Origin of the sequence: Streptomyces sp. NPDC059224 (genome assembly GCF_042754285.1) — a bacterium.
In the GTDB taxonomy this organism is placed as follows: domain Bacteria; phylum Actinomycetota; class Actinomycetes; order Streptomycetales; family Streptomycetaceae; genus Streptomyces.
The window spans coordinates 45,914-71,962 of the sequence record NZ_JBHZAN010000029.1 but is presented as its reverse complement, the minus strand read 5'-3'; the positions used below and the strand labels follow the sequence as shown (position 1 = coordinate 71,962).

At 73.5% G+C, this 26,049-nt stretch carries 22 protein-coding genes and 3 pseudogenes; 12 read left to right on the top strand and 13 right to left on the bottom strand.

The genetic code is table 11. The annotated features are described in order from the left end of the window. The first annotated feature begins 25 nt into the window (after positions 1-25). From ACFXI4_RS30445 to ACFXI4_RS30435, 3 genes are read left to right on the top strand one after another with little or no spacing between them, the layout of a single operon-like run. Positions 26-1,426 (top strand): vWA domain-containing protein, encoded by a 1,401-nt coding sequence (locus ACFXI4_RS30445; RefSeq protein WP_384996957.1) that lies wholly within the window; start codon positions 26-28, stop codon positions 1,424-1,426. Next, positions 1,423-2,451 (top strand): hypothetical protein, encoded by a 1,029-nt coding sequence (locus tag ACFXI4_RS30440; RefSeq protein WP_384996955.1) that lies wholly within the window; start codon positions 1,423-1,425, stop codon positions 2,449-2,451. Before ACFXI4_RS30445 ends, ACFXI4_RS30440 begins: the two co-directional genes overlap by 4 nt. Beyond that, complete coding sequence (locus ACFXI4_RS30435) at positions 2,448-3,704, top strand: carbohydrate ABC transporter substrate-binding protein (protein ID WP_384996953.1); 1,257 nt, start codon at positions 2,448-2,450, stop codon at positions 3,702-3,704. The genes ACFXI4_RS30440 and ACFXI4_RS30435 overlap by 4 nt, the downstream gene beginning before the upstream one ends. Positions 3,705-3,708: 4 nt before the next feature. On the opposite strand, the gene ACFXI4_RS30430 is transcribed toward ACFXI4_RS30435, so the two are convergent. Then, positions 3,709-5,691 carry a BTAD domain-containing putative transcriptional regulator gene (locus tag ACFXI4_RS30430; protein ID WP_384997061.1) on the bottom strand — a complete coding sequence of 661 codons (1,983 nt, stop codon included), beginning with the start codon at positions 5,689-5,691 and terminating at the stop codon, positions 3,709-3,711. Between the two features lie 133 nt (positions 5,692-5,824). Between ACFXI4_RS30430 and ACFXI4_RS30425 the strand changes: the two genes are divergently transcribed. Beyond that, the gene (locus ACFXI4_RS30425) at positions 5,825-6,697 is read left to right on the top strand and encodes an alpha/beta fold hydrolase (RefSeq protein WP_384996951.1); all 873 of its coding nucleotides are present in this window, start codon (positions 5,825-5,827) and stop codon (positions 6,695-6,697) included. Positions 6,698-6,755: 58 nt separating this feature from the next. Here the strand turns inward: ACFXI4_RS30425 and ACFXI4_RS30420 are convergent, their stop codons facing one another. Further along, on the bottom strand, positions 6,756-7,193 hold the full coding sequence (locus ACFXI4_RS30420; protein WP_384996949.1) for a DUF6299 family protein: 438 nt from the start codon (positions 7,191-7,193) through the stop codon (positions 6,756-6,758). A gap of 275 nt (positions 7,194-7,468) precedes the next feature. Between ACFXI4_RS30420 and ACFXI4_RS30415 the strand changes: the two genes are divergently transcribed. The 6 genes and pseudogenes from ACFXI4_RS30415 to ACFXI4_RS30390 all read left to right on the top strand — a co-directional run bounded on the left by ACFXI4_RS30415 (position 7,469) and on the right by ACFXI4_RS30390 (position 10,383). Next, complete coding sequence (locus ACFXI4_RS30415) at positions 7,469-7,663, top strand: DUF5999 family protein (RefSeq protein WP_362731175.1); 195 nt, start codon at positions 7,469-7,471, stop codon at positions 7,661-7,663. Positions 7,664-7,791: 128 nt separating this feature from the next. Further along, positions 7,792-8,604: a PaaX family transcriptional regulator C-terminal domain-containing protein gene (locus ACFXI4_RS30410; protein WP_384996947.1), complete on the top strand. Its 813-nt coding sequence runs from the start codon at positions 7,792-7,794 to the stop codon at positions 8,602-8,604. A 48-nt stretch (positions 8,605-8,652) separates the two neighbouring features. Further along, positions 8,653-8,950 (top strand): annotated as a pseudogene (locus tag ACFXI4_RS30405) (adenylyl-sulfate kinase). Further along, positions 8,947-9,087, top strand: a pseudogene (locus ACFXI4_RS30400) (sulfate adenylyltransferase small subunit); the annotation flags it as partial. The pseudogenes ACFXI4_RS30405 and ACFXI4_RS30400, both read left to right, overlap by 4 nt. Before the next feature lie 8 nt (positions 9,088-9,095). Continuing rightward, positions 9,096-9,685: pseudogene (locus ACFXI4_RS30395) on the top strand (hypothetical protein); the annotation flags it as partial. Positions 9,686-9,933: 248 nt separating this feature from the next. Next, complete coding sequence (locus ACFXI4_RS30390; RefSeq protein ID WP_362725817.1) at positions 9,934-10,383, top strand: ATP-binding protein; 450 nt, start codon at positions 9,934-9,936, stop codon at positions 10,381-10,383. On the opposite strand, the gene ACFXI4_RS30385 is transcribed toward ACFXI4_RS30390, so the two are convergent. The 3 genes from ACFXI4_RS30385 to ACFXI4_RS30375 form a co-directional block, all read right to left on the bottom strand. Then, positions 10,343-11,785 carry an amino acid permease gene (locus ACFXI4_RS30385; protein WP_384996945.1) on the bottom strand — a complete coding sequence of 481 codons (1,443 nt, stop codon included), beginning with the start codon at positions 11,783-11,785 and terminating at the stop codon, positions 10,343-10,345. The genes ACFXI4_RS30390 and ACFXI4_RS30385 overlap by 41 nt on opposite strands. Before the next feature lie 128 nt (positions 11,786-11,913). Beyond that, positions 11,914-12,921, bottom strand: a complete 1,008-nt coding sequence (argF, locus tag ACFXI4_RS30380; protein ID WP_384996943.1) for an ornithine carbamoyltransferase — start codon at positions 12,919-12,921, stop codon at positions 11,914-11,916. A gap of 100 nt (positions 12,922-13,021) precedes the next feature. Further along, entirely contained in the window at positions 13,022-14,245 is a 1,224-nt protein-coding gene (locus ACFXI4_RS30375; RefSeq protein ID WP_362725808.1) for an arginine deiminase, read from the bottom strand. 128 nt (positions 14,246-14,373) lie between these two features. Between ACFXI4_RS30375 and ACFXI4_RS30370 the strand changes: the two genes are divergently transcribed. Both ACFXI4_RS30370 and ACFXI4_RS30365 read left to right on the top strand, forming a co-directional pair. Then, positions 14,374-15,444, top strand: coding sequence for an SPFH domain-containing protein (locus tag ACFXI4_RS30370; RefSeq protein WP_384997059.1), 1,071 nt, complete (start codon positions 14,374-14,376; stop codon positions 15,442-15,444). A 235-nt stretch (positions 15,445-15,679) separates the two neighbouring features. Further along, a complete protein-coding gene (locus tag ACFXI4_RS30365) occupies positions 15,680-16,573 on the top strand; it encodes a hypothetical protein (RefSeq protein WP_384996941.1) in 894 nt (297 codons plus the stop codon). A gap of 19 nt (positions 16,574-16,592) precedes the next feature. Here the strand turns inward: ACFXI4_RS30365 and ACFXI4_RS30360 are convergent, their stop codons facing one another. The 8 genes from ACFXI4_RS30360 to ACFXI4_RS30325 all read right to left on the bottom strand — a co-directional run bounded on the left by ACFXI4_RS30360 (position 16,593) and on the right by ACFXI4_RS30325 (position 25,974). Beyond that, the gene (locus ACFXI4_RS30360) at positions 16,593-19,136 is read right to left on the bottom strand and encodes a polynucleotide kinase-phosphatase (RefSeq protein WP_384996939.1); all 2,544 of its coding nucleotides are present in this window, start codon (positions 19,134-19,136) and stop codon (positions 16,593-16,595) included. Then, a complete protein-coding gene (locus ACFXI4_RS30355; protein ID WP_384996937.1) occupies positions 19,133-20,608 on the bottom strand; it encodes a 3' terminal RNA ribose 2'-O-methyltransferase Hen1 in 1,476 nt (491 codons plus the stop codon). The genes ACFXI4_RS30360 and ACFXI4_RS30355 overlap by 4 nt, the downstream gene beginning before the upstream one ends. A gap of 113 nt (positions 20,609-20,721) precedes the next feature. Beyond that, entirely contained in the window at positions 20,722-21,660 is a 939-nt protein-coding gene (locus ACFXI4_RS30350) for a DUF4232 domain-containing protein (RefSeq protein ID WP_384996935.1), read from the bottom strand. A 99-nt stretch (positions 21,661-21,759) separates the two neighbouring features. After that, positions 21,760-22,683: an LLM class F420-dependent oxidoreductase gene (locus ACFXI4_RS30345; RefSeq protein ID WP_384996933.1), complete on the bottom strand. Its 924-nt coding sequence runs from the start codon at positions 22,681-22,683 to the stop codon at positions 21,760-21,762. Between the two features lie 507 nt (positions 22,684-23,190). Next, complete coding sequence (locus tag ACFXI4_RS30340) at positions 23,191-23,649, bottom strand: DUF6099 family protein (protein ID WP_384996931.1); 459 nt, start codon at positions 23,647-23,649, stop codon at positions 23,191-23,193. Positions 23,650-23,833: 184 nt separating this feature from the next. After that, positions 23,834-24,166: a nucleotide pyrophosphohydrolase gene (locus ACFXI4_RS30335; RefSeq protein WP_362732106.1), complete on the bottom strand. Its 333-nt coding sequence runs from the start codon at positions 24,164-24,166 to the stop codon at positions 23,834-23,836. Further along, positions 24,163-25,452 (bottom strand): ATP-binding protein, encoded by a 1,290-nt coding sequence (locus tag ACFXI4_RS30330; RefSeq protein ID WP_384996929.1) that lies wholly within the window; start codon positions 25,450-25,452, stop codon positions 24,163-24,165. The genes ACFXI4_RS30335 and ACFXI4_RS30330 overlap by 4 nt, the downstream gene beginning before the upstream one ends. A 132-nt stretch (positions 25,453-25,584) precedes the next feature. After that, on the bottom strand, positions 25,585-25,974 hold the full coding sequence (locus ACFXI4_RS30325) for a cell division protein SepF (protein WP_362727836.1): 390 nt from the start codon (positions 25,972-25,974) through the stop codon (positions 25,585-25,587). Between the last annotated feature and the right edge of the window lie 75 nt (positions 25,975-26,049).

Below are 26,049 nucleotides of genomic sequence, written 5' to 3'. Positions count from 1 at the left end.
TCCCCGGCAACGAAGGGAAGGCACGGTGACGGAGGACATGAGCGGCCGTACCCGGCCCCCGCGGCCCGGCGTCCGGCTCCACGTCGATCTCGACGCTGACCGGCGCCCGCACCGCAGTGCGAAGATCGAGGCCCATCTGCGGGTCGAGGTCACCGCCGACCGCGCCCCCACCGACCTGCCCGCGGTCGAACTCGCCGTGATCATCGCCGTGGACGTGGCCGAGCCCGGTCGGGCGGCCGTGCGCCATGCCCTGCCGGCCGCGCTGCGCGCCCTGCCCGACCGGATCTCCTTCGCCGTGCTCGGCAGCGGACCCGAGCCGGTCCTGTGTTATCCGCGGGGTGCCGACAGGTGGGCCGTCGCCGACCAGGACCAGCGGCGCCGGGCCGCGTTCGCGATGGGCTCGCTGCCGCTGCACCGGGACGGTCCGCGTCCCGCCGGATACGCGCCCTGGGCCACCGAGGCGCGGGCGCTGTTCGCCGACCGGCCGCTGTCCGTACCGCACCTGGTGCTGATCACCGACGGCAGCAGCGCCGGCGGCGAGACCCGCCTGGAGGAGGAACTCGACGCCTGCGCCGGGAGGTTCACCTGCGATGTGTTCGCGGTGGGCGCCGACTGGAATCCCGATCCGCTGCTGGCCATCGCCGAACGGCTCCACGGTACGGCCCAGTTCGTGGACGAGGGCCTCGGCCGGGCGATCACCGACGCCATCGCGCGACTGCGCCGGGTGGGCCCGTCCCAGCTGGCGATCGAGGTGACCCTGCGGCCCTCGGTGCGCCAGGTCTCGCTCAGCGAGAAGGCGCCGCGGCCGCACCGGCTGGTGGGGCTGCCCGAGCCCGACCGGCCGCACTGCTGGAGCTTCCCCACGCACCAGTGGGAGCAGGGCAGCCGCGACTACCTGCTCACCCTGGTCGCGAACGCCGCGGACGACCCGCTGGAGACCGAGCTGCAGTTCGCCATGGTCTCGGTCGACGGCGTCCACGCGCCGGTGGTCGCCCGCTGGCACCATCCCCGGCAGTCGGCGCCGCCGGGTCCGACGGGCGGCGGCAGTGTGCGCAGTCTCAACGCCACCGCCCGGATGCGCGGCGCGTTGCGCGAGGGGCTCACCGCGCTCCAGGGGCACCGGCCCGACACCGCCCGCGAGTGCCTGGCGCAGGCGGCCCAGCTGGCGGCCCGGTTCGGCACGGACTGGGTGCTGGACGAGATCCGAACGGTCGCCGACATCGAGGACGCGGCCGAGGGACGGATCCGGCTGCGCACCGTGGACACCGGCACCCTCGGCCCGATGATCCTGCGGGCCGGCTCCCACCCGGGCGCGCCGGTGGCCGACGTCGCCGCCGCACCGCCGGGCCCGCGCTGCGGCAGCTGCCGGAGCCGGGCCGGCGGTGAGGCCCGCTACTGCATCGTCTGCGGGGAGAAGCTGCTGTGACGACCGTGTGGACAGCCTTCTCACGGCGGTACTCCCCCGCCGCGTTCTGGCGCGGGCGGCTGAGCGGCCGGCGGACCCGACGGCTGCTGGAGACGCATCTGCTGGTGCTCTTCCTGTGCGCGGCCGTGGCCTCGACCTCCTTGTTCTTCTCCTACCGGCAGACCCAGCGCGGCGCCGCGGCCCTGGCCGCCCGTGAGGCGCCGGCCGTTCAGGGGCTGGCCGCCACCCGGCTGGCGGCGCTGCGGGCCGACCAGGAGGCGCACGCCCTGGTGACGGCGCACCTGGTCGACGTGCCGGGCTCCGGCGAGACCTACCGGTCCCAGCTGTCCGCCGCCGACCAGGGCCTGTCCCGGATCGCCGACCGCACGGACCAGGACCTCGGCACGGTCAACGGCCTGCTCGCCACCTACGGCAACTCGCTCGGCCTGGGTACGTCCATGTACCGCGACCAGCCGCTGATGCGGGAACAGAAACTCGACGAAGCCGACTCGCTGCTCACCCGCAGCACGGTCGGTCTCGCGCCCCGCCTCGACGCGCTGCAGCGGGTCCAGATGCGGCACGCGGAGGCCACGGCCACCATGGGACGGTGGCAGCGGGCCGGCTGGTGGCTCGCCGAACTCGCCCTGGCCGTCATGGCGTCGACCCTGCTGTCGGCGGTGTTCGTACTGCGCGACCGGTGCGGCCGCGACTGGAACCCCTATCTGCTCGCCGCGTTCGTCCTGACCGTGCTGCTCGCGGTGTTCCCGCTGCTGACGACGGCGTCGACCGAGGGCCGCCTGGACAGGGCGCTCGGCGACCTCGGACGGATCACCGAGGTGTCCCGGTCCCGGCACACCGGCCCGGGGCTGGCCGCGGCGCAGCAGAGCGTCGCACAGAAGTCGGAGGAGGTCCGGCAGGAACTCACCGACGGCGGCTGGGCGGACCGGATGTACCGGGGCACCGTGGTCGGCGGCCTGCTGGTCGTCGTCCTGCCCGCGCTGGGCCTCGGGCTCCGGCTGGACAGCGACTACTGGAGGCGGCGATGACCCGGCGGTTCAAGGTGCTGGTCGTGCTCGTGGTCCTGCTGCTGATCGCCGCCGGCGGACTGGTGGCGGCCTGGGCACGGCACGACGACGGGGAGCCGGTGACCATCCTGGGGACCTGGACCGGGGAGCAGGCGGAACAGTTCGAGGCCGTGCTGCGGGACTTCGGCATCCCCTTCCGCTACCAGGGCACCGCCGCCCAGCGCGAGGTGCTGCTCTCCAAGGTGCAGTCGGGAGAGCCCCCGGACATCGTGATCATGCCGGGTATCGGTGAACTCGCCGAGTACGCCGGGCAGAACCGTCTCAAGCCGCTGAACGGGCTGTACGACCCGGAGCAGTACGGCGCGCCGTGGAACGCCACCGGCACCGCCTCCACGTCCGTGTACTGGGTGCCGGTCAAGGCGGACCTGAAGAGCATCGTCTGGTTCCGGCAGGGCAGGCCGCCCGCCGACTCGCCCGCTCCGCTGCGGAGTTGGTGCATCGGCATGGGGGACGACGGCGCCTCCGGCTGGCCCGGCACCGACTGGATCGAGGACCTCGTGCTGCAACGGGCGGGCCCGGCTGCCTACGAGCGGTGGGCGCTCGGCACCGGCGACACCCCGTGGTGGCGGAGCACCGCCGTGCGCTCCGCCTGGCAGGCCTGGGCCGGGCTGCTCGGGCAGGACCGGACCAGGGCCCGGCACGCCCTGCTCACCGACCACCGGGGCACCCCGGAGAGCGACGGGCTACTGTTCGACGGCTGGGGCGGCTGCGGTCTGGAGCATCAGGGGTCGTTCGCCCGCTCCTTCTACAAGACCGAGGCGCCGCACGCGGACCTGACGGACTCCGCTCCGCTGCTGCCCGGCGGCGGCCAGGTGCGGGCCCACGAGGTCACCGGGGACTTCGCGGCACTGTTCAGCGACCGTCCCCAGGCCCGTGAGCTGGTCCGGCGGCTGGCTTCCAGGGACGGCCAGCAGGAGTGGGCCGCGTCGGCGGACTTCTTCTCGGCGAACCGGCAGGTGACCCCGCAGAACCACAAGGTCGAACACGAGATCGCCTCCCGGCTCCGGGAGGGCCCGCGCTGCCTGGACGCCTCGGACGTCATGGCGCCCGCCGTACGGGACGCCTTCTACGAGGCCGTCCTGCAGACCATCGCCCGGGTCGCCGCCGGTCAGGATCCCGGCATCGCGGGTCTGCTGCGGGACCTCCAGCGGGTGCAGGACGCGCAAGGCGCGCCCGGCAGAGCGGCGCCACGGACGGTGTGCGGTCCGCGGTGAGGGGTCACGGGCCGGCCGCCCGGCGCAGCCCCTCCCCGATCGCGGTCAGCCAGTCGTCGACCGGGCCGGCCGTCAGCAACCCGCTTCCCGCGCCCGCGAGTTGACCGGCGGCCGGGCGCAGCCGTTGGTGGCAGCGGCGCAGGGCCGGGCGGTCGCCGGCCGCCAGGGCGGTGGCCGCCACGACACACCACAGCGCCTCCTGCACGAGGTCCGCCGGCGGCTCGGGCAGCTCACGCAGCGCGTCGCGGGCCGCCCCCGCTCCGTCGGCGGCGAGGGCGAGAGCCGGGCGGATCCACGGGAGGTACGGCCCCCAGCCGGCGGCCGGTTCGAGGGCCGCACGGATGCCGTACGGCCGCCCGGCGATCCGGAGACACAGGAGTGCGAGGGGGAGCAGTCCGGCGCGCACTCCGGGCATGCCCGGGCCGTCCAGCATCCGGTCGACCTCGCGGTAGGCGGCTTCGGCGCGGTCCGGATATCCGGTCGCGGCCAGCCGCAGCGCCCGGTATCCGTCCGTGAACACGCGGACCAGCGGGAGTTCGTGGCGGTCGGCCAGCCGGTCGGCCGCTTCTGCGTGCACGTCGGCGGTGGTGAGGTCGGCGAGGCCCGCGCGGGCCTGCACCCGGATCAGATGGCCGAGCACCTCGTAGGTGACCAGGCCGTGCCGGGCGGCCAGGGCGATCAGTTCGGTGCCGAGGGCGTCGCGGCGCGGAGCGAGGCCGGTCCGGGGGCAGGACTGCATGAAGACGCCGTTGAGGGCGAAGGCGAGCAGCGCCGGATCGTCGAGGCCTCGGGCCAGCTGTTCCGCGTCGGTGGCGGCCCGCGCGGCACGGGCCGACCGGGTGCCGCGTGACTCCAGGGCGATCGTGGCGAGGAGCCGGCAGCGGGCGGCGTCCTGGGCCGGGGCCGAGGGCAGCCGGGCCAGCGCGCGTTCGGCGGCGTCGGCCACCTGGCGGGCGGCCGCCGGGTCGTCGGAGCGGGTCCAGATCGCCGGGACGTCGTAGGCTCCGATGACCCGCGCGGTCAGTTCCGGGTCGCCGGACTCCTCGGCCGCGGTGATCGCCGCGAGGCGGTGTTCGCGGGCCGCGGCCAGTCCGCCGGAGCCGGTCACCGCGAGAGTGCGCAGCAGGCCCACGGTCGATTCGAGCCGGGCCCGGGCGCCCGCGGCGACCGTACGGTCGTACGCCGCGGCCGCCCGGGACCACACCCGGGCCGCCGCGGCCTCTCGCTCCGCGTCCAGGGCGGGGTCCTGCGCGAGGATGCCGGCCTCCAGTCGGCGCAGCGCGGGCCCGGGGTCGAGCCCCAGCTGGTCGGCGAGGGTCGCGCGGGCCCGGCGCAGCACCGCGAGGGCGTCGCCCTGGCGGCCGGTCCGGTAGAGGGCGAGCGCCAGCAGCCGCCACCCCTCCTCGCGCCAGGGGTGCCCGGTGAGGTGGGCGTCCAGGTCGGGCACCGCCTCGGCCGCCCGGCCGCCGGCGAGCAGCGCCTCGGCGCGCTGCTCCACCGCCCGCAGCCGCAGCTCGGCCAGCCGGGCCCGCTCGGCCCCGCACCAGTCCTCGTCGGCGAACTCGGCGTAGGCCGGTCCCCGCCACAGCTCCAGCGCCTCATGGAGCCCCCGCGCGGCCCGCACGGGCTCCTGCTGTACGGCGCTTTCCACGGCCGTCTCGAACCGCCAGGCGTCCACCGTCTCCGCCCGCGCACGCAGGGCGTAACCGGGTCCCTCCGTGACGAGGAGCCGGGCCGGGGCGCGGAACGGGCGGTCCGGTTCGAGGGCACGGCGCAGGTCGCCGACGAAGGTGCGGACGGTGCCGAGGGCGGTGGGCGGCGGCTCGTCCCAGAGGTCGGCGACCAGACGGGCCACCGGCACGACCCTTCTGCGCGCCACGATCAGCCGGGCCAGCAGCGCGCGGTGCCGGGGGCCCTTCACCGCGAGCGGGACACCGGCGTGCTCGGCCACCACGGGCCCGAGCACCCCGAAGCCGACCTGATCCATCCTCACCAGCCCCACGGTAGATCCCACCCCACACCGCCCCGGACACCCGGCGGCCCCGGCCCGCGCTCCATCGCGTCCCACCCCGGCATCGCCTACTGATCCGCTGCTGATTCGCGGGCGGGAGTCTCGGTGCATGAACATTCCCGGTTTCACAGCGCACCGTGTCCCCGTCGCGGACGGCGTGTCCCTGCACGCGTCGGTCGGCGGTACCGGCAGTCCGGTCGTCCTGCTGCACGGCTTCCCGCAGACCCACCTGATGTGGCGGCGGGTGGCGGCCGACCTCGCCTGCGCTCACACCGTGATCTGTCCCGACCTGCGCGGCTACGGCGCCAGCGACAAGCCGGCCGACGCGGACGGGCTGTCGTACGCGAAGCGGACCATGGCCGCCGACGTCGTGGCGCTCGCCCGCGCCCTCGGCCACGAGAGGTTCGCGCTGGCCGGGCACGACCGGGGCGCGCTGGTCGCCTTCCGGGTCGGCCTGGACCACCCGGACACCGTCACGCACCTGGCCCTTCTCGACGTACTGCCGACCCTGGACATGTGGGAGGTGCTGCACGGCAGCACCGCCGCCGTCGCCTTCCACCTCTATCTAATGGCGCAACCCCCGGGCCTGCCCGAGCGGCTGATCGGTGCCGCCCCGGACCTCTTCTTCGGGCACTTCCTCGACCTGTGGACCCGCGACCCCTCGGCGATCCCCGCCGGCGTCCGCGCCGACTACCTCGCGGCCTGCCGGGCGGCGGTCCCCTCGATCGTGGCCGACTACCGGGCCTCGGCCGGCATCGACACCGAGCACGACCTGGCCGACCGTGCCGCCGGGACCGTGCTGGGCATGCCGGTGACCGTGCTCCAGCAGGACTGGGGCGCCGCCCTGGGCTACGACGCGGCCGCACTGTGGCGGGCCTGGGCACCGGACCTCGAGCACCACACGGTGGACTGCGGGCACTTCATGGCGGAGGAGGCACCGGAGCAGGTCATCTCCGCACTGCGCGAGCTGCTGGCCCGCTGATCCGTAACGACGGTCCGGCCCGGCACCGGCGAGGTGCCGGGCCGTCCTGGACCGCGCCTCAGGCCTTGTCGAGGGTGACGTCCTGCTGCCGCCCGGCGTGGAAGAACGGCAGCGGCAGGCCGCCCTGGGGGCGCAGCTCCATGATCGTGGCCTCGACATCGGCCGCGCCCGGCTTCAGCTTCTCCGAGGTCACCATGCCGGTGTTCGCCCAGTGGTGCTCGACGCCGTCGCACACGGCCCGTGTGCCGCCGACGCCGTGGCGGTGATTCGGTGACTCCTGGCTGACCGACGAGCTGACGAACACCGGGCCGATGGCATCGGTGCAGGTGTAGGTGCCGGAGAGGGTGACCGTGCCGTCGTCGGTGAGACGGCCGTTCGAGTAGACGGTCACGGACTCCGAGGGATCCCCGGGGGCGGCGGTCGCGGGTACCACGGCGGCGCAGAGCAGGGCGGCGGAACCGACGGCCGCGGCGGCGAGGACAGGGCGTAGGGGCATGACATCCTTCCCAGGTGGTGGTGGTGTGAGGCATGCCCTGGATACCGGGCGCCCCGCCCGGGAAGCGTGACCATCACCCCTTCGGTGGCGCGTCCCCGCCGGGCCGGAGCCGCCGGCCGCGTCGCGGACGCGCGGCGACCGTCGTGGGAGCGTCCGGGAGTTGTCCGTGTGTTGTCACAGGTCGCGGCAGGTGGTTCCGCGGCGTTCACGACGGGAGCATGGTCTGGTCATGCCGGTCGGCGACCGTGCCGGAGGCAGACCCGTGGAGGTGCGCCATGTGTTCCCACCAGCTCCCGAGCGCGACGGCCGACCGCGGCCTCTCGCACATCGTCGCCGCCCACCCCGAGCAGGGCTGGACGCTGCTGTGCGACGGGGCGATCGTCTTCGACGACACGGGCGAGCTGCGCCCCGACGGCAGCGTGACCGAGCCGCACCGCGGCCCGGCGGGACGGCTCGCCGTCGCCGCCTGACCCGCCGCGGGAGGGCGCGAACCGAACCCCGGCGGCCCCGCGGACACCCGTCGGTCCTCTCCCCCGCAATCCTGACTCACATTCAGGCGTGCAGTCGAGGTGACCAGCAGCGATGCCGGGGACCTAAAATGATCAACGTGTCCGAGCAACACGCCCCGAGGTCCCTCATCGTCACGCTCTACGGCGCGTACGGTCGCTTCCTGCCCGGCCCGGTGCCCGTCGCCGAGCTGATCCGGCTGCTGGCCGCGGTCGGCGTGGACGCGCCCTCCGTACGGTCGTCGGTGTCCCGGCTGAAACGGCGCGGCCTGCTGGCGCCGACGCGTACCGCGCAGGGCGCCGCCGCTTACGAACTCCCGGCCGAGGCCCGCCAGTTGCTGGACGACGGCGACCGCCGTGTGTACGCGGCGCCGGCACCCGAGGGCGCGGGCTGGGTGCTCGCGGTGTTCTCGGTGCCCGAGTCGGAGCGGCAGAAGCGGCACGTGCTGCGCTCCCGCCTCGCCGGACTCGGCTTCGGCACGGCCGCCCCCGGGGTGTGGATCGCCCCGGCCCGGCTGTTCGAGGAGACCCGGCACACCCTGCGCCGGCTCGGCCTCGATCCGTACGTGGACTTCTTCCGCGGCGACCACCTCGGGTTCGCGCCCACCACCGAGGCGGTCGCCCGCTGGTGGGACCTGACCGCGATCGCCAAGCAGCACGAGCGGTTCCTCGACGACCACGAACCGGTGCTGCGCGGCTGGGAGCACCGGCCGGACACCCCGCCCGAGGACGCCTACCGCGACTATCTCCTCGCCCTGGACTCCTGGCGCCATCTGCCGTACACCGACCCCGGGCTGCCGACGAGCCTGCTGCCCGCCGACTGGCCGGGCACCCGTTCGGCCGCCGTCTTCCGGGCGCTGCACGAACGGCTGCGGGACGCGGGCGGTGCCTTCGTCGGTCTGTGAGTGAACGGGGGGGCGAACCGTGAACGGGCGGTCGCCTGCGAAAAGTTCATTACAGGACTCCGTGACCTCTTGACGATCGCCCCGCTCCTGGGGGATCGGCTCAGGGCCCAGGGACACCGCGTGGAGGTCCTCGACGGCGACGAGATACGCCGTGTCCTCTCGGCCGGCCTCGGCTTCTCCCGGGAGGACCACCCCGGTCGAGGTGTGCGGCGAGCGCGCCGTGAAGGGCCTCTACGCCTTCGAGCCGCCCACCGACCCGGCGCTGGTGCTGCGCATCCAGGACCAGACCCCGCAGGAGTCGGCCGACGCGGTGCACGCGCTGCTGGTGGAGCGGGGGCTGGCATGAGCGACTTCGCCCTGTCCCACCTGGACGCGCTGGAGTCCGAGGCGGTCCACATCTTCCGCGAGGTGGCGGGCGGGTTCGAGCGGCCGGTGATCCTCTTCTCCGGCGGCAAGGACTCCATCGTCATGCTGCACCTGGCAGACCGCCCGAGCCGGGGCTTTGGGAGGTCACCGCGATCCCGGTCTCCGCGCTGGTCGGCGACAACGTCGTCCACCGGTCCACGGCCGTGGACCGGTACGACGGCCCGGCCCTGCTGGAGTTCCCGGAGAGCGTCCCGGTCGCCGCGGACGCGGCCGACGCACCGGCCCGCTTCCCGGTCCGGTACGTCATCCGGCACGGTGACGTCCGGCACTGCGCGGCCCCGCAGTCCGTCGGGGTACGGCCGGCCGACCAGCGGGACGCGTCCCGCGGCGACATGATCACGGCCGGGCCGGAGGCGCCCGTGCTCACCCGGGACGTCACGGCGGCCGTGTGCCATCTGGCCGACCGGCCGCTCCGGGTCGGCGACCGCGTGCTGCTCAGGCACACCACGCGGACCGTCAAGGCGATCGTCCGGGACCTGGCGGGCGCGCCCGAGCTCACCGCCAACGACCTGGGCCGGATCACCCTGCGCTGCGCCGAGCCGGCGGCGCTGGACGCCTACGCGGTCTCGCGGCGCACCGGCGCACCGGCGCGTTCATCCTGATCGATCCGGCGGACGGCGGGACACTGACCGCGGGGGTGGTCGACTTCGCCTGATTTCCGCCGCTCGCGCAGGAGCCCCCCGCAGTCGCCGGGGGCTCCTGCGCGTGTGTGTCCGGTCACAAGGTCACAGCGCGTCAATAAGGCGGTAACAGCCCGGCCGCTCATGCAGGACGGCCTGCCGGGGTGGGTAAGCAGCCCGTTGACGGGACGAAGGTCCCGCCCGGGGCCCGCCGAAGGGCTTCGGGACGGGACCCGTACCATTCCTACAGTTGAAAGCAGGACAAGCAGTGATCGCCTGCGCCATGAACGGAATCGCCGTGTACGAACCACCTTCCGCCGCCTCCTGGCGCATCGCGCTGCCGCACACCGTCGCGGCCGTGCCGGTCGCCCGTGCCCTGGTGCGCTCGGCGATGGAGGAGGCCGACCACGCGGCGGATCCCGACACCGCCGAGCTGCTCACCGCGGAACTGGTCGCCAACGCCGTCGAGCACACCGCCGGCAGGGGGCCGATAGAGCTGGTCGTCGAGCTGATGCCGGGCGGCTGCAAGGTCGAGGTGCACGACCCGGACCCGGCGCCGCCCGGCCACCTCACCCGTCCGGTGATCGAGGAGCCCGACCCCATGGAGGAGGGCGGGCGCGGTCTGCTGCTGATCCGCGCCCTCAGCGCCTCCTGCGGGCACCGCCCCACCGAGTCCGGCAAGGCGGTGTGGTTCAGGCTTCCTGTAGTACCGCGTCAGTGGCGTCCGGCGTGACCGCACCGCTTTCCGGCCGGGCCAGCGTGGAGTTCCGGCGCCCGTAGCCGACGTAGACCAGCAGACCCACCGCCAGGAAGACGGCGAACTGGATCCAGGTCGTCCACCCGGTCTCGTACATCAGGTACAGGCAGAAACCGACGCCCAGCAGCGGCACGACCGGGTAGAGCGGCACCCGGAAGGTGCGGGCGAGGCCCGGTTCGCGGCGGCGCAGGGCGATCACCACGATGTTCACCACGGCCATGATGGCGAGGGTGCCGATGGTGCACAGGTTCATCACCGCGTCCAGCGAGGCGAAGGCCGCCGGCAGCGCGAAGACGAGCGCGACGGTCAGGGTCCCCGCGACCGGGGTGGCGGTCTTCGGGGAGACCTTCTCGAAGACGCGCGGGATCAGCCCGTCCCGGGACATGGACATGAGGATGCGGGTCTGGCCGTACATCACCGCGAGGACGACGGACGCGATGGCGACGACCGCGCCGAAGGCGATCACGCCGCCGCCGACCGTGGACCCGGTGACCTGGTTGACGACGTAGGAGAGGGCCGCTGGGCGTCCGGCCACCTGGTCGCCGCCGATGGCGCCGGTCGCGGCCAGCGCGACCGCGCAGTAGAGCAGCGTGACCACGCCCATGCAGACGAGGATCGCGACCGGGATGTCCCGGCGCGGGTTCTTGGCCTCCTCGCCGGCCGTGGTGATCGCGTCGAAGCCGATGTAGGAGAAGAACGCGGCCGTGGTGCCGGCGCCGATGCCGCCGAGCCCCGCCGGGGAGAACGGCACGAGGTTGCCGTCCTTGAAGGCGCTGAAGCCGATCACGCAGAAGGCGACCAGGATGACGAGCTTGACGGCCGCCATCGCGGCGGTCGCCCGGGCGCTCTCCCGGACCCCGCGCACCAGCAGTACGGCGGCCATCGCGATGACGACCACCGCGGGGAGGTTCACGATCCCGCCGTCGCCGGGGCCCGCGGACAGGGCGTGCGGGAGCTGGAGGCCGGTGAGGCTGTGCAGCAGTTCGTTGACGTACTGGCTCCAGCCGACCGCGACGGCCGAGATGGAGATGCCGTACTCCAGCAGCAGGCACCAGCCGACCAGGAAGGCCGTGGACTCGCCGAGACCGGCGTAGGCGAAGGAGTACGACGATCCGGAGACCGGGATCGCGCCTCCCAGCTCGGCGAAGGAGAGGGCCGTGAAGACGCAGGTGATCGCGGCCAGGACGAAGGAGACCACGACGGCCGGGCCGGCCTGGGCGACCGAGTCGGAGAGCCCGACGAAGATGCCGGTGCCGACGATCGCGCCGATGCCGAAGCAGAGCAGCTGGAAGAGGCCCATGGTGCGGCGGAGGCCGTGGCCCGCGCGGTCGGCGCCGGATTCGGCCACCAGCAGGTGGGGGGATTTGATGCGGGGCATGCGGGTGGTGCTCGTTTCTGGTGGTGCGGGTGCGATCCGGGTCGGTCGCCGGGGCGGCCGCGGCAGGGGTGGCGCCGGGCCGCCGGACAGAATAAGGCCTGGTGGAGGCCTGCGCGATACGGCGGCGGTCAGCCGAGCGTGGCCACCAGCACCGCCTTGATGGTGTGCATCCGGTTCTCCGCCTCGTCGAAGACGACCGAGTGCTCGGACTCGAACACCTCGTCGCTGACCTCCAGCTCGGTCAGTCCGTGGCGCTCGTAGATCTCCCGGCCGACGTCGGTGCCCAGGTCGTGGAAGGCCGGGAGGCAGTGCAGGAACTTGACGTCGGGGTTGCCGCTGGCGCGCAGCACGTCCATGGTCACGGCGTAGGGGCCGAGCAGCGCGATCCGCTCGTCCCAGACCTCCTTGGGCTCACCCATCGACACCCATACGTCGGTGGCGATGAAGTCGGCGCCCCGCACACCCTCCTTCACGTCGTCGGTGAGCGTGAGCCGGGCGCCGGACGCCTCGGCGAGCCGCTCGGCCAGCTCGACGATGGTGCCGTCCGGCCACAGCAGCCGGGGGGCCACGATCCGCACGTCCATGCCGAGCAGGGCGCCGGTGACGAGGTAGGAGTTGCCCATGTTGTAGCGGGCGTCGCCGAGGTAGGCGAAGGCCATGTTGTTGAGCGGCTTGTCGCAGTGCTCGGTCATGGTGAGCACGTCGGCGAGCATCTGGGTGGGGTGCCACTCGTCGGTGAGGCCGTTGTAGACCGGTACCCCGGCGAAGGCGGCCAGTTCCTCCACGACGCCCTGTCCGTGCCCCCGGTACTCGATCGCGTCGAACATCCGGCCCAGCACCCGGGCGGTGTCCTTCACCGACTCCTTGTGCCCGATCTGCGAGCCCGAGGGGTCGAGGTAGGTGGTGACGGCGCCCTGGTCGGCCGCGGCGACCTCGAAGGCACAGCGGGTGCGGGTGGAGGTCTTCTCGAAGACCAGCGCGATGTTCTTGCCGCGCAGGTACCGCGTCTCGGTCCCGGCCTTCTTGGCCGCCTTCAGCTCGGCGGCCAGCGCGACCAGCCCGCGGAACTCCTCCTCGGTGAAGTCCAGCTCCTTGAGGAAGTGGCGGCCGGCGAGGGCGGTCGGGACTGTCGCCATGGGGGCGCTCCAGCAGTAGGGGTCGACGCGATGACCTTTGGAAGTCTATACGATGTTTCACATTTCTATACAGGGTCCCCGCGGGGTCTCGTACGAGGTCTCATACGGGGTCTCGCTCCACCGGGCAGCTCATGCAGCGCGGACCGCCCCGCCCCCGGCCCAGCTCGCTGCCCGGGATCTCGATCACCTCGATGCCCTGCTTGCGCAGGTGGGTGTTGGTGGTGGAGTTGCGTTCGTAGGCGACGACCACACCGGGTTCGACGGCAAGGACGTTGCAACCGTCGTCCCACTGCTCCCGCTCGGCCGCGTGCACGTCCTGGGTGGCGGTCAGGACCCGGATCTCGCTGAGGCCGAGGGCGGCGGCGATCGCACGGTGCATGTGCTCCGGCGGATGGTCGGTGACCTTGAGCTCCTTCTCCCCGCTGCCCGGTTCGATGGTGTACGAGCGGAGCATGCCGAGCCCGGCGTACTGGGTGAAGGTGTCGCCGTCGACCATCGTCATCACGGTGTCGAGGTGCATGAAGGCGCGCCGCTTCGGCATGTCCAGGGCCACGATCGTCCGCGCGGAGCCCGCCGCGAACAGTTTGTGCGCGAGCATCTCCACGGCCTGCGGGGTGGTGCGCTCGCTCATCCCGATCAGGACCGCGCCGCCGCCGATCACCAGGACGTCGCCGCCCTCGATGGTCGAGGGGTAGGCGGCCTGCCCCTCCGACCAGACGCGGAACGTCTCGCCACGGAAGAGCGGGTGGTGCCGGTAGATCGCCTCGAAGTGCACCGTCTCGCGCTGCCGGGCCGGCCAGCGCATGGCGTTGATGGAGACGCCGTCGTAGACCCAGGCGGAGGTGTCCCGGGTGAAGAGGTGGTTGGGGAGCGGCTGGAGGAGGAAGTCGTCGAGGTCCATGACGTGGAAGCGGACCGAGGTGGGCTCGGCGTGCCCGGCCAGGAACTCCCGCTTGGTCATGCCGCCGACCAGCGCCTCGGCCAGCTGGGGCGCGGGCAGGTTCTCGAAGGCCGCGCGCAGGTGGTCGGTGGCGAGCGGGCCGTACTCCTTCTCGTCGAAGACCCGGTCCAGGACCAGGGTGCGAGCCGCCGGGATCGCCAGCGTCTCGGTGAGCAGGTCGCCGAAGAGATGGACGGCGACCCCGCGGTCCCGGAGCACGTCCGCGAAGCCGTCGTGTTCGGCCCTGGCCCGGCGCACCCACAGGAGGTCGTCGAAGAGAAGGGCGTCCTTGTTGCTGGGGGTGAGCCTTTTGAGCTCCAGATCCGGCCGGTGCAGGATGACGCGGCGCAGCCGCCCGGCTTCGGAGTCGACATGGAATCCCATGACTCCATCCTGACCATCACGGACCGGGTTCACCCTCGGGTCAACCGAATCTTGTTGTCGTCCTCTTGACGACAAGCGCGCCGGGCACGATTATTGTCATGTTGACTCTAAATCACGAGGGGGACTTCATGGCCGACATCACCCGGCGGCTGGGGCGGCGCCACCTGCGCGGGGCCCCGACGGCGCACATCAGACATCACCGGGACGGAAGGCTGCTGCACGACGGCACCGGCATCAGCTTCTGGTTCCGTGCGCTGACCGCGGCGATCTCCGAGATACCGGTCGACGACCGCGAACTGGCGATGACCTTCCACGCCCGTACGGCGGACTTCCAGGACGTGGCGGTGCAGGCGACGGTCACCTACCGCATCGGCGACCCGGCGCTCGCCGCCGCCCGCCTCGACTTCTCGATCGACCCCGGCACCGGAGCCTGGCGCGGCACCCCGCTGGAACAGCTGGGCACCCTGCTCACCGAGACGGCCCAGCAGCACGCGCTGGCCGTGCTGGCCCGGACCCCGCTGGCGGCGGCGCTGGTCGACGGGGTGGCGGCGGTCCGGGAGCGGATCGCCGACGGCCTCGGCGCGGAGCCCCGGCTGCCGGCCACCGGGATCGAGGTGGTGGCCGTGCGGGTGATGGCTCTGCGGCCCGAACCGGAGGTGGAGCGGGCCCTTCGCACCCCGGCCCGCGAGCAGATCCAGCAGGAGGCCGACCGCGCCACCTACGAGCGACGGGCGGTGGCCGTCGAGCGGGAGCGGGCGATCGCCGAGAACGAGCTGGCCAGCCAGATCGAACTCGCCCGCCGCGAGGAGCAGTTGGTCGAGCAGCGGGGCACCAACACGCGGCGCGAGGCGGAGGAGCACGCGGCGGCCGACGCGGTGCGCGCGGAGGCGGAGGCCGCGCGGTCGGTGCGGCTGGCGGAGGCCGAGGCGGCCCGCACGGTGAAGCTGGGCGAGGCGGAGGCGGCCCGGGCCGTCACGCTCGCGCGGGCCGAGGCGGAGGGCGTCCGGGAGACCGGCGAGGCCCGGGCCGCGGCCCAGGCGGCCTGGCTGCGGGTGCACGGCGAGGTGGACGTGGCCACACTGCACGCCCTCACCGGCACGCGGCTCGCCGAGAACCTGCCGCGCATCGACAGCGTGACGGTGTCGCCGGACGTGCTGACCGGACTGCTGGCCAAGCTGGGCTCACCGGAGGGGTCGTGACCACGCCCCAGCGGCCCGCGACCGGGGCGGCCCCGGCAGGCACGCCGCCCCGGCGGCCCACGAACCCTGCCGCGCACCGGCCCACCGGGAGCGGCCCCGGCGGCACAGGCCGCCGGGGGGCCGAGGAAGCGGCGGGGCACCGGGCCGCCGGGGAAGGCGTGGCCGGCCGGTGGGTCGTGGAGTCGGGGGCGGGCGGCCCGGCGAGTTCCGCCGGCCGGCCGACGGAGGCGGTGTCGTGAGCCTCGCGCCCCGGGTGGTGCTCGTGCACCGGACCACGGAGTACGAGGAGTTGGTGGCCCACCACGGCACCCACGGGCAGGCCGCCTTCTTCCTCTCCACCCGGGGGCGGGACATCGAGGAGGTCGCCGAGCGGCACCGCCGGACCGGGCGGGCACTGGCCGAGGTGACCGCGGCGATTCCGCTGGCCTGGCGTCAGGCCCGGGTCGAGCGGACCGACCTGGACCGCTTCCTGTTCGGACCCGAGGACGTGGTCCTGGTGGTCGGCCAGGACGGGCTGGTGGCGAACGTGGCCAAGTACCTGGACGGCCAGCCGGTGATCGGCATCGACACCGACCCCGGCCGCAACCCCGGTGTGCTGGTACGGCACCGGCCGGAGCACACGGCGACGCTCCTGGCCTCGTACGAGGCCACCGGCGCCGACGAGCTGACGATGGTCGAGGCCGTGGCCGACGACACCCAGCGGCTCGTGGCGCTCAACGAGATCTATCTGGGAACCGCCGGTCATCAGACCGCCCGATACCGCCTGGGCCTCGAGAACGACGGGGGTGTCGTCGAGGCCCAGGCCTCCTCCGGGGTGCTGGTGGGCACCGGCACGGGTGCCACCGGCTGGCTGCGCTCCCTGTGGCAGGAGCGCGGCGCCCGGCTGTCGCTGCCCTCCCCCACCGAGGACCGCCTGCTGTGGTTCGTCCGGGAGGCCTGGCCCTCGCCGGTGACCGGGACCTCCCTGGTAGCGGGCGAGCTGACCGCCTCGGCGTCCCTGACGCTCACGGTCGAGTCGGACCGTCTGATCGCCTTCGGCGACGGCATCGAGACCGACGCCCTGGAGCTGACCTGGGGGCAGACGGTCCGGGTCGGGGCCTGCGCCCACCGGCTCCGGCTGCTCGGCTGAACCGGGCGCCGGGCCGGCCTCACAGCCGGGGGTCGACCGGCTCCGACTCCAGCGCCAGCACCCCGAACACCGCCTCGTGGATCCGCCACAGCGGCTCGCCGTCCGCGAGGCGGTCCAGTGCCTCCAGGCCCAGCGCGTACTCGCGGATCGCCAGGGACCGCTTGTGGTTGAGGAACCGGTTCCGCAGACGGGTCAGGTTGTCGGGGCGGGTGTACTCGGGACCGTAGATGATCCGCAGGTACTCGCGGCCCCGGCACTTGACGCCGGGCTGGACCAGCCGGCCCTTCGGGTCGCGTGCCATCGCGCCGAGCGGCTTGACGACCATGCCCTCGCCGCCCTGGCCGGTCATCTCCAGCCACCAGTCCACACCGGCCCGCACCGACTCCGGGTCCCCGGTGTCCACGTACCGGCGCCGGGTGGTCCGGAGCAGGCCCGTCGGATCGTTCTCCACCAGCCGGTCCAGGAGGGCGAGCTGTTCGTCGTGCGGGAGCGTGGCGAGGCTGCGGCCCTGCACCGCGAGGATCTGGAACGGGGCGAGGTGCACCCCCTCCAGGCCCTCGGTGGTCCAGCAGTACCGGCGGTAGGCGTCGGTGAACGCGGCCGCGTCGACGGCGCGGTCACGCTGCCGGGTGAGCAGCCCGGAGATGTCCACGCCGCGCTCCGCCGCACGCTCCAGGGCCGCCAGCGCCCCCGGGAACACCGCGCCGGAGGCCGCGCCCACGGCCGCGTACTGGGTGCGCAGCAGACCGCCGGCCTTGAGCGACCAGGGCAGCAGTTCGGCGTCGAGCAGGAGCCAGTCGGTGCCGAGTTCGTCCCAGAGTCCGGCCGCGTCGGCCGCGGCGCGGACCCGGCCGAGGATCTCCTCCGTGACCGACCCGTCGTCGAAGAACGGACGCCCGGTGCGGGTGTAGAGGGAGCCGGTGGGGCCGGGCGCGACACCGAAGCGCCGGTGCGCCGCCTCCGTGTCCCGGCACACCAGGGCCACCGCCCGCGAACCCATGTGCTTCTCCTCGCAGACGACGCGGGCGATCCCGTCCTGCGCGTACTGGTCGAAGGCCTGGGCCGGGTGCTCCAGGTAGCCCTCGACATGCGAGGTCGGCGTCGGCGCCATCGTCGGCGGCAGGTACGGCAGCAGGCGCGGGTCGACCGCGAAGCGGCTCATCACCTCCAGAGCGGCCGCCGCGTTCTCCTCGCGGACCGCGATCCGGCCCTGGTGCCGGGTCTCCACGACCCGCCGGCCGTGCACGTCCGCCAGGTCGAGCGGGCGCCCGTCGTGGCCGCCGGGTGCCTCGGTGCGCAGCGGCCGGGCCGGCTCGTACCAGACCCGCTCGGCGGGTACGTCGACCAGTTCCCGTTCCGGCCAGCGCAGCGCGGTGAGCTTGCCGCCGAAGACCGCTCCGGTGTCCAGGCAGATGGTGTTGTTCAGCCAGCTCGCCTCCGGGACCGGGGTGTGGCCGTAGACGACGGCCGCACGGCCCCGGTAGTCCTCGGCCCACGGGTAGCGCACGGGCAGGCCGAACTCGTCGGTCTCGCCGGTGGTCTCGCCGTACAGCGCGTGCGAGCGGACCCGGCCGGAGGTGCGGCCGTGGTACTTCTCGGGCAGCCCGGCGTGGCAGACGACCAGCTTCCCGCCGTCGAGGACGTAGTGGCTGACGAGTCCGTCGATGAACTCCCTCACCTGCCGGGTGAACTCCTCGCTCTCGCCGTCCATCTGCTCGATGGTCTCGGCGAGTCCGTGGGTGTGCTGGACCTTGCGGCCCTTGAGATACCGCCCGTACTTGTTCTCGTGGTTGCCGGGCACGCACAGGGCGTTGCCCGACTTCACCATCGACATCACCCGGCGCAGCACGCCGGGGCTGTCCGGGCCGCGGTCGACGAGGTCGCCGACGAACACGGCGGTGCGGCCCTTTGGGTGCACCCCGTCGGCGTAGCCCAGCTTGCCGAGCAGGGACTCCAGTTCCGAGGCGCACCCGTGGACGTCGCCGACGATGTCGAAGGGGCCGGTGAGGTGGGTCAGGTCGTTGAAGCGCTTCTCGGTGACGACGGTGGCCGACTCCGCCTCCTCGGCCCCGCGCAGGACGTGCACCTTGCGGAAGCCCTCACGCTCCAGGTGCCTGACGGAGCGCCGGAGTTCGCGGATGTGGCGCTGGACGACCCGGCGGGGCATGTCGGCGCGGTCGGCGCGGGCCGCGTTGCGCTCGGCGCACACCTCCTCGGGGACGTCCAGGACGATGGCGATGGGCAGCACGTCGTACTGCCTGGCCAGGTCGATCAGCTGACGCCGGGACTCCTGCTGCACGCTGGTGGCGTCGACGACCGTGCGGCGGCCGGCCGCCAGCCGCTTGCCGGCGATGTAGTGCAGCACGTCGAAGGCGTCCTTCGTGGCGCCCTGGTCGTTCTCGTCGTCGCTGACCAGTCCCCGGCAGAAGTCGGAGGAGATCACCTCGGTCGGCTTGAAGTGGCGGCGCGCGAAGGTGGACTTGCCGGAGCCGGAGGCGCCGACGAGGACGACCAGGGAGAGGTCGGTGACGGGCAGGACCCGTCCTGCGGTCTGCTCGGTCATGCTGCCTTCGCCTCCTTCGCGGTGGGAGTGGTGGTGTTCATCTGGAAGACGGCCATCTGGGTGGGCGGCCCGACCTCGGGGTCGTCCGGCCCCACGGGGACGAACTCGACGTCGTAGCCGTGGAGTGCGGCGACCCGGGCGGCCCAGGTGCGGAACTCCTCGCGGGTCCACTCGAAGCGGTGGTCGCCGTGCCGGACGTGACCGGCGGGGAGGGTCTCCCAGCGGACGTTGTACTCCACGTTCGGCGTGGTCACCAGGACCGTGCGCGGGCGGGCCGCGCCGAACACGGCGTACTCCAGGGCGGGCAGCCGGGGCAGGTCGAGGTGCTCGATCACCTCGCTGAGCACGGCGGCGTCGTACCCCTTGAGCCGCCGGTCGGTGTAGGCCAGCGAGCCCTGGACGAGCTTGACGCGGGACGCCTGCCGCTCGCCCATGCGGTCCAGCTTGAGCCGGCGCGCCGCGACGGTCAGGGCCCGCACCGACACGTCGACGCCGACGATCTCGGTGAACGCGGGGTCCTTCAGCAGCGCCTGCACCAACTGGCCCTGCCCGCAGCCGAGGTCGAGGACCCGGGCGGCACCGGACCGGCGCAGCGCGTCGAGGATCGCCTCCCGGCGCCGCACCGCGAGCGGCGCCGGCTTCTCCTCCGTCTCCGTCTCCTCCTCGACCGCGTTGTCGATCTCCTCGACCTCGCTGTCGTCGGTCTCGGCGAGCCGCACCAGTTCCAGCCGCTCCATCGCCTGCCGGGTCAGCGACCACCGGCGGGAGAGGTAGCGGGTGGTGATGAGCCTCTGCTCGGGGTGTCCGGGCAGCCAGCCCTCACCGGCGCGCAGCAGCTTGTCGACCTCCTCGGCGGACACCCAGTAGTGCTTGGCGTCGTCGAGGACGGGGAGCAGGACGTAGAGGTGGCGCAGCGCCTCGGCGAGGGTCAGCGACTCCGCCTCCAGAACGAGGCCGACGTACCGCGAGTCGCCCCACTCCGGGAACGAGGTGTCCAGGGCGACCGGTTCGGCGGTCACGGTCCAGCCGAGCGGCTCGAAGAGCTGCCGGACCAGACCGGGGCCGCCGCGTGCGGGCAGCGCGGGCACCTCGATACGCAACGGCATTGGCCGCTCGGGGGCTTCGGGACGGGCCCGGCACACGCCGCGCATCGCGCTGGAGAAGACGTTGCCGATCGCCACGGCGAGGAGCGAGGAGGCGGCGTACGGGCGGTCGTTGACGTACTGCGCGAGCGCCGCGTCGGGTGCCCCGCCGTGTCCCTTGCCCTTGCCGCGCCGGACCAGCGCCACCGCGTCGATCTCCAGGAGCAGTGCCGCCGTGCAGCGCTCGGCATCCGCCTCGGGGTAGAAGACGTGCGCGATGCCGTAGGAGGTCGAGAAGGTCTGCGCGTTGTCGGGGTGCTTGTGCAGCAGGAACCCGAGGTCGGTGGCGGGACGTGCGGGGGTGCCGGTGGTGGTGATCGTCAGGAACACGGTGGGTCGCCTCGAAAGGGGTCAGGAATCTGTGCGAAAGCGCTGGTCGTGCGCTTGTGCGCGGGTCCAACGTACCGAGGGTCACCGCGTGCGGCCCCGGATTTTTTCCGGGGCTACCGGCCGGCCAGCCGCCAGGCGCCTACGCCGAGCTTCCCCGTGGTCCCGAGGTCCAGGCCCGGGGTGACCGTCACGGGTGCGGCGCCCGGCTTCGCCAGGACCCGGACGTAGGGCACGTTCACCGGCGTGCCCGCCAGTGTCGTGTTGCGCCAGACCAGGCCGGACAGGGCGGTCTCACCGGGTTTGAGGACGAGCGCGACGGGCGGGCCGTCGAAGCCGGTTCCCGTGGCGATGGCGGCGCCGCCGCGCAGGACGTGTATGCCGTCGACGGGCTCGCGGTCGTCGTCCAGGAGGCTCAGCTCCGGGTAGCCGTCCAGCGCGTAGTCCCGCTTTCCGCAGTTCTCCAGGTGGAGTCCGACGACGCGCAGGCCCATCGCGGCGTCCCCGTCGTCGGCCCACAGCCGCACGCCGGAGGAGGGACAGGCGCCCGTCCGGGCCGGCGCCTCGTCGGCGGGGACCTTGGTGACCTCGGCGACCTTCACCCGGGTCACCGGGGAGGCGCCGGGGGCGAGGGCACCCAGGCCGACGGTGCCGACGGTGGTGCGGCCCGGCTCGACCCCGCGCACGGTCACCTTCCGGGAGTCCATGACGGCGCCGGTGTCCGTCGTGAAGTCGAAGAGCACGGTGTAGGTCATGGCTTCGTCGCCGTCGTTGCTGACCTGGTAGGCGGCGGAGATGCCGGAGTCGCCGGACTCGGGCAGCGGGTCGGCGTGCACCCGGAACGGCGTGCCGGACGGGGTCGGGCTCGGGGAGGCCGCGGGGAGGGTGACCGAGGTGATCCGCACGCCGTCCACCGGGGGGTCGGTGACGGTGGTGCGGGGTCCGGGCACGGTCGCGCCGGCGCCGCGGCCGGTGTCGGCGTGCTCCGCGCCGCAGGCCGTGGCCAGGAGCAGGGCGACGGCGGGAGCGAGGAGACGCGGGTGGGGTCTGCGCATCCGGCCACCTCATCAGGACGAACCCCCAACGCCTGTGATGGAAGCCATAGTTCCGGTCACAGCCATGTCACAACCGGCCGGATGCGCGGACCGGGCCGGTTACGGCAGCTGCGGCTGGACCTGGGCGGAGATCAGCTCCAGGTGGTCCAGATCGGACAGGTCGAGAACCTGGAGGTAGAAGCGCGTCGCGCCGATCTCCGCGTAGCGGCCGATCTTGTCGACGACCTCGGCCGGGGTGCCGGCCAGGCCGTTCGCCTTCAGCTCGTCGACCTCACGGCCGATCACGGCGGCGCGGCGGGCGACCTCCTGGTCGTCCTTGCCGACACAGACCACGAGGGCGTTGGAGTACGTCAGGTCGCCGTCCTTGCGGCCGGCCGCCTCGGCGGCGGCACGCACCCGGCCGAACTGGGCCGCGCTGTCCTCGACCGAGGCGAACGGCATGTTGAACTCGTCGGCGTAGCGGGCGGTCAGCTTCGGGGTACGGGTGGCGCCCTGGCCGCCGATCAGCACCGGGATCCGCGCCTGGGTGGGCTTGGGCAGCGCGGGCGAGTCGGTGAGGTCGTAGTAGGTGCCGTGGAAGTCGAAGGTCTCGCCGAGTGCGGTCCCCCACAGACCGGTGACGATCGCCAGCTGCTCCTCCAGGCGGCCGAACTTCTCCTTCGGGAAGGGGATGCCGTACGCCTTGTGCTCCTCCTCGAACCAGCCCGCGCCGAGGCCGAGTTCGACCCGGCCCCCGGACATCTGGTCGACCTGGGCGACCTGGATGGCGAGGACGCCGGGCAGCCGGAAGGTGCCCGCGGTCATGAGGGTGCCGAGGCGGATCCGCTTGGTCTCGCGGGCGAGTCCGGCCAGGGTGATCCAGGCGTCGGTGGGGCCGGGCAGGCCGTCGGCGTCGCCCATCTTCAGGTAGTGGTCGGAGCGGAAGAAGGCGTCGAACCCGAGTTCCTCGGTCGCCTTGGCGACGGTGAGGAGGGTGTCGTAGCTCGCGCCCTGCTGGGGCTCGGTGAAGATGCGAAGGTCCATGCGTCCATCCTGCATCGCCGGAGTCCCCTCAACCGCATCGGCACCGGTGGTTCGCAATTCCCCGCCGGGGTGAACATCGTCGACGGCGGGGCCCCCGCTCGGGGCGGGCCAGTGACCGGCACCCGCGCCGGACGGTCCTCGCCGGCGCGCCGTTCGCGGCCCGCCGACGGCGGCGGGCCGGGGGCCGGGAAGGCCGTCCAAGGGTCCGTTCCGCAGCAGGCTGCCCCCTTGGACCGGCCGAAGGGGCTGCTCCAGCAGACGGAGGAACTCATGGCGGCGCTGAACGCGGATCTGTCCGACCTCCAGCCGGTGCCGGACGCGACACGAACGACGGTTCCCGCACACCGAAGCCGCGTCCGCCTCGGCGGCGATCGCCGCCGGCGTCCCGTTCGCCACCAGAGGCACGGCTCCGGTCGCGGGGCGGACGGGGCCTGGAACCACCATGGGAGACGACGCCCGCTACGGACACCGGCGCCGGGACGACCGGCCGGACCGTCCGTTCGGGTCTCAGCCGTCGCGGACTTCCTCCCTCGCGGCCAGTTTGCGCAGCATCTCCAGTACGCGGTCCCGGGACTCGTCGGCCGCGTCGATCGCCTCCATGCACTGCCAGTACGCCGCCTCGTCGGCCGCCGCGCTGGCCATGCCGACCAGCGTGATGCCGACCTCGGCCAGAAGGCCGCCGAGGCAGAGGAGCGTGGCACGGGCGTCGTCCAGTTCGGTGAGCTGGGCGGCGCGCAGGGTGCCGGGGTCAAGGTCGGGGGCGCCCAGGATCCCGCACCCCCGGCCCGCCAGCTCGGTCAGGCCGAGGGCCTCGCCGCGCAGCTCTGGCGGGCCGGAGACGGCCAGCCGGCTGCCGATCGCCTGCGCCAGGGCCTGGGCCTGCCACACCTCGGTCATCATCTCGGGTACGCCCGCACCGCTCGCCAGCGCCCGTCTGCTCGCCACGATGAGCCGCATCGCGTCCATCCGCCGCCCCGTCCCCGTCGGTCCGAACTGCCCTACGGCAGCCAGTAGTTCACTACCCAGAGTGAGGGTGTGCGAGACGTATAGCCAGAGGAAGAGGGAAATCTGTGGACAACAATTCGGATTCGGGCGGAGCCTTGACTACCGAGCGTCATACCGGAGTCCCGTACTCCCGGCGGCGGCTCCGTCAGGCGGGCGGGAACCGCTGCTCGTTGCGCTCGATCTTCGCGTCCAGCGCGGCCAGCGGGTCGACGTCCAGGACCTCGCAGAGCTGGAGCAGATAGGACAGCACGTCGGCGACCTCGTCCGTGACCTTGTGCGCGGTGTCGGGGTCGTCCATCACGCGGGCGGACTCCTCCGGGGTCAACCACTGGAAGATCTCGACCAGTTCGGAGGCCTCCACGCTGAGTGCGGCCACCAGGTTCTTGGGCGTGTGGTACTGCTGCCAGTCACGGGCGGCGGCGAACTCGGCCAGTCTGCGCTGGAGCTTCGCCACGTCGAGGGGTGCTTCGTCGGTCACGCGTCCAGGTGTACCACTGTGATCGCCCCGGCCTCGTCGGCCCGGTGCGCGTCGCTCACCGCGCCGACGAAGCGGATGTGCCCGCGTTCGCCGATCAGGACGGCCGTGCGCAGGAGCTCGGTGCGCTGCCGGGGGTCGAGACAGCGGTCGAAGCCGTCGGCGAGGACGGTGAGGCCGCGCATGGCGTCGGGGACCTCACCGGGCGCGTCGACCTCCAGGACGCCCGGCCCGGTGAAGAGGACCAGGGCGAGGGCGAGGTAGCGCAGCTCGCCGTCGCCGAGCCGGGCCAGCTCGCAGCGGTGGCCGTCGCCTCGGTCGAGCAGCGCCCGTACCGTGCCGTCGCCGAGCGGCTCGGCGAGCAGGTCGGTCACGGGCCCGGCGCAGCCGGTGCGCACCGCGTCCACGAGCAGCGCGTGCCGGCGGCCGCACTCGGAGCGGGTGCGCCACAGGACGTCGGCGAGGTTGCCGCAGCCGCGCAACAGGCGCCCCGAGCCGGTGCGGACGGGCGCGCGCATGCCCTCGGGGCGCGGATCACAGGCGAACACGGACCGCAGGGCGACGACCATCTGCTCGGCGGCGGCTAGGACCTGACGCTGGCCGTCGGTCTTCCCGGCGACGCGCAGCGGCAGCAGCGCGGTGCCGAGCCGGTCGTCGGGCAGCGGGGCCCGGGTCACCGGGGAACTGCCCGCCGTGTGCCAGGCGGCCTGTACGGCCCGGCGGCCGGGGTCACGCAGGGCGGTCTCCAGCAGTACGACGCCGCCCGCGGTCAGCCGCTCACCGACGATGCGGAGCTCGGGCTCGGCCTGCACGGCGACATCGAGCCGTACGGGTCCCTGGGCGCCGTCCGCCGTACAGCCGATCCGGAACCCGCGCCGCCGCCGCGCGTCGGGCCGCGCCCGTTCCGGCACCAGCGCGACGGGGTCGGGAAACACCTCCGTGACCGAGGACCCGCCCGCGAGCCGTGCCAGCGCCTCGTAGGCCGCGAGCACGGCGGACTTCCCGCTGCCGCTGGGCCCGGCGAAGAGGGTGACGCGTCCGAGCGGGAACCGCGCCCCACGATGGCGCGCGAAAGCGGAGAGCCGGAGTTCGGTGACCCGGGGACGGGGATCCCGCCGGGGGGCCGCTTCGGGGGCGGCTTCGGCGGCGGCCGGAGCGGAGGCGACGGTGGGCGCGGCGGTTCCGGCCGGTGGGGCGGTACGGCGGCCCGACCGGGCGCGGGGCACGGTGTCGCGCGGTTCGGCGGGCGGAGCGGGGCGGGAAGCGGGCGAGGCGGAGGGCACGGCCATAAGGGGACCGTAGGGCTCCGCGTGCCCGGTGAACCGTTCCGGCGCCGGTACCTTCCTACGATCGGGGGACGCCGTCGCCCGCGCCCCTCGGCCGGAGTCACCGCAGGAGCCGCGCACCCGCCGGCCGGCGGTTCAGCCGCCCGACACCCCCGCGCCCTCCATCAGCCCGCTGACCTCCGTGCCCGGCGGGGTGAGCAGGAAGACGTTGCGGTCCACCCGGTGCATCCCGCTGGCGAGGCCGAAGACGACGCCCGTGCTGAAGTCGAGGACGCGCTTGGCGGTCTCCGTCTCCGCGCCGGTCAGGTCGAGCAGGACCGGTATCCCGGCCATCAACGTCTCGGCGACCTCGCGGGCGTCGGCGAAGACGTTCACCCGCAGCACCACGAAACGGCGCCGCGTCTCGGTCTCCGCGTCCGGCAGCGACCGGTGGCCCACCGAGGACGGCCAGGCGTCACGGCCCCGCAGCGGCACGACCTGGGCGAGCCCCTCCCACTGTTCATCGGTGACGTCGTAACGGCTCACCGGCTCCCCCTGACCTGACTCACACTCGATGCCTGCACCAGCCAATTCTTACGCCAAGTCACCCGTTCGGCCCAA

Excerpts from the sequence above, each read along its gene's own strand:
- ACFXI4_RS30415 (WP_362731175.1), top strand. The coding sequence starts at position 7,469 with ATGTGTTCCCACCAGCTCCCGAGCGCGACGGCCGACCGCGGCCTCTCG.
- ACFXI4_RS30425 (WP_384996951.1), top strand. The coding sequence starts at position 5,825 with ATGAACATTCCCGGTTTCACAGCGCACCGTGTCCCCGTCGCGGACGGC.
- ACFXI4_RS30350 (WP_384996935.1), bottom strand. The coding sequence starts at position 21,660 with ATGCGCAGACCCCACCCGCGTCTCCTCGCTCCCGCCGTCGCCCTGCTC.
- ACFXI4_RS30385 (WP_384996945.1), bottom strand. The coding sequence starts at position 11,785 with ATGCCCCGCATCAAATCCCCCCACCTGCTGGTGGCCGAATCCGGCGCC.
- ACFXI4_RS30375 (WP_362725808.1), bottom strand. The coding sequence starts at position 14,245 with ATGGGATTCCATGTCGACTCCGAAGCCGGGCGGCTGCGCCGCGTCATC.
- ACFXI4_RS30370 (WP_384997059.1), top strand. The coding sequence starts at position 14,374 with ATGGCCGACATCACCCGGCGGCTGGGGCGGCGCCACCTGCGCGGGGCC.
- ACFXI4_RS30410 (WP_384996947.1), top strand. The coding sequence starts at position 7,792 with ATGATCAACGTGTCCGAGCAACACGCCCCGAGGTCCCTCATCGTCACG.
- ACFXI4_RS30420 (WP_384996949.1), bottom strand. The coding sequence starts at position 7,193 with ATGCCCCTACGCCCTGTCCTCGCCGCCGCGGCCGTCGGTTCCGCCGCC.
- ACFXI4_RS30360 (WP_384996939.1), bottom strand. The coding sequence starts at position 19,136 with ATGACCGAGCAGACCGCAGGACGGGTCCTGCCCGTCACCGACCTCTCC.
- ACFXI4_RS30435 (WP_384996953.1), top strand. The coding sequence starts at position 2,448 with ATGACCCGGCGGTTCAAGGTGCTGGTCGTGCTCGTGGTCCTGCTGCTG.
- ACFXI4_RS30345 (WP_384996933.1), bottom strand. The coding sequence starts at position 22,683 with ATGGACCTTCGCATCTTCACCGAGCCCCAGCAGGGCGCGAGCTACGAC.
- argF (WP_384996943.1), bottom strand. The coding sequence starts at position 12,921 with ATGGCGACAGTCCCGACCGCCCTCGCCGGCCGCCACTTCCTCAAGGAG.
- ACFXI4_RS30330 (WP_384996929.1), bottom strand. The coding sequence starts at position 25,452 with ATGGCCGTGCCCTCCGCCTCGCCCGCTTCCCGCCCCGCTCCGCCCGCC.
- ACFXI4_RS30390 (WP_362725817.1), top strand. The coding sequence starts at position 9,934 with ATGAACGGAATCGCCGTGTACGAACCACCTTCCGCCGCCTCCTGGCGC.
- ACFXI4_RS30430 (WP_384997061.1), bottom strand. The coding sequence starts at position 5,691 with ATGGATCAGGTCGGCTTCGGGGTGCTCGGGCCCGTGGTGGCCGAGCAC.
- ACFXI4_RS30340 (WP_384996931.1), bottom strand. The coding sequence starts at position 23,649 with ATGGACGCGATGCGGCTCATCGTGGCGAGCAGACGGGCGCTGGCGAGC.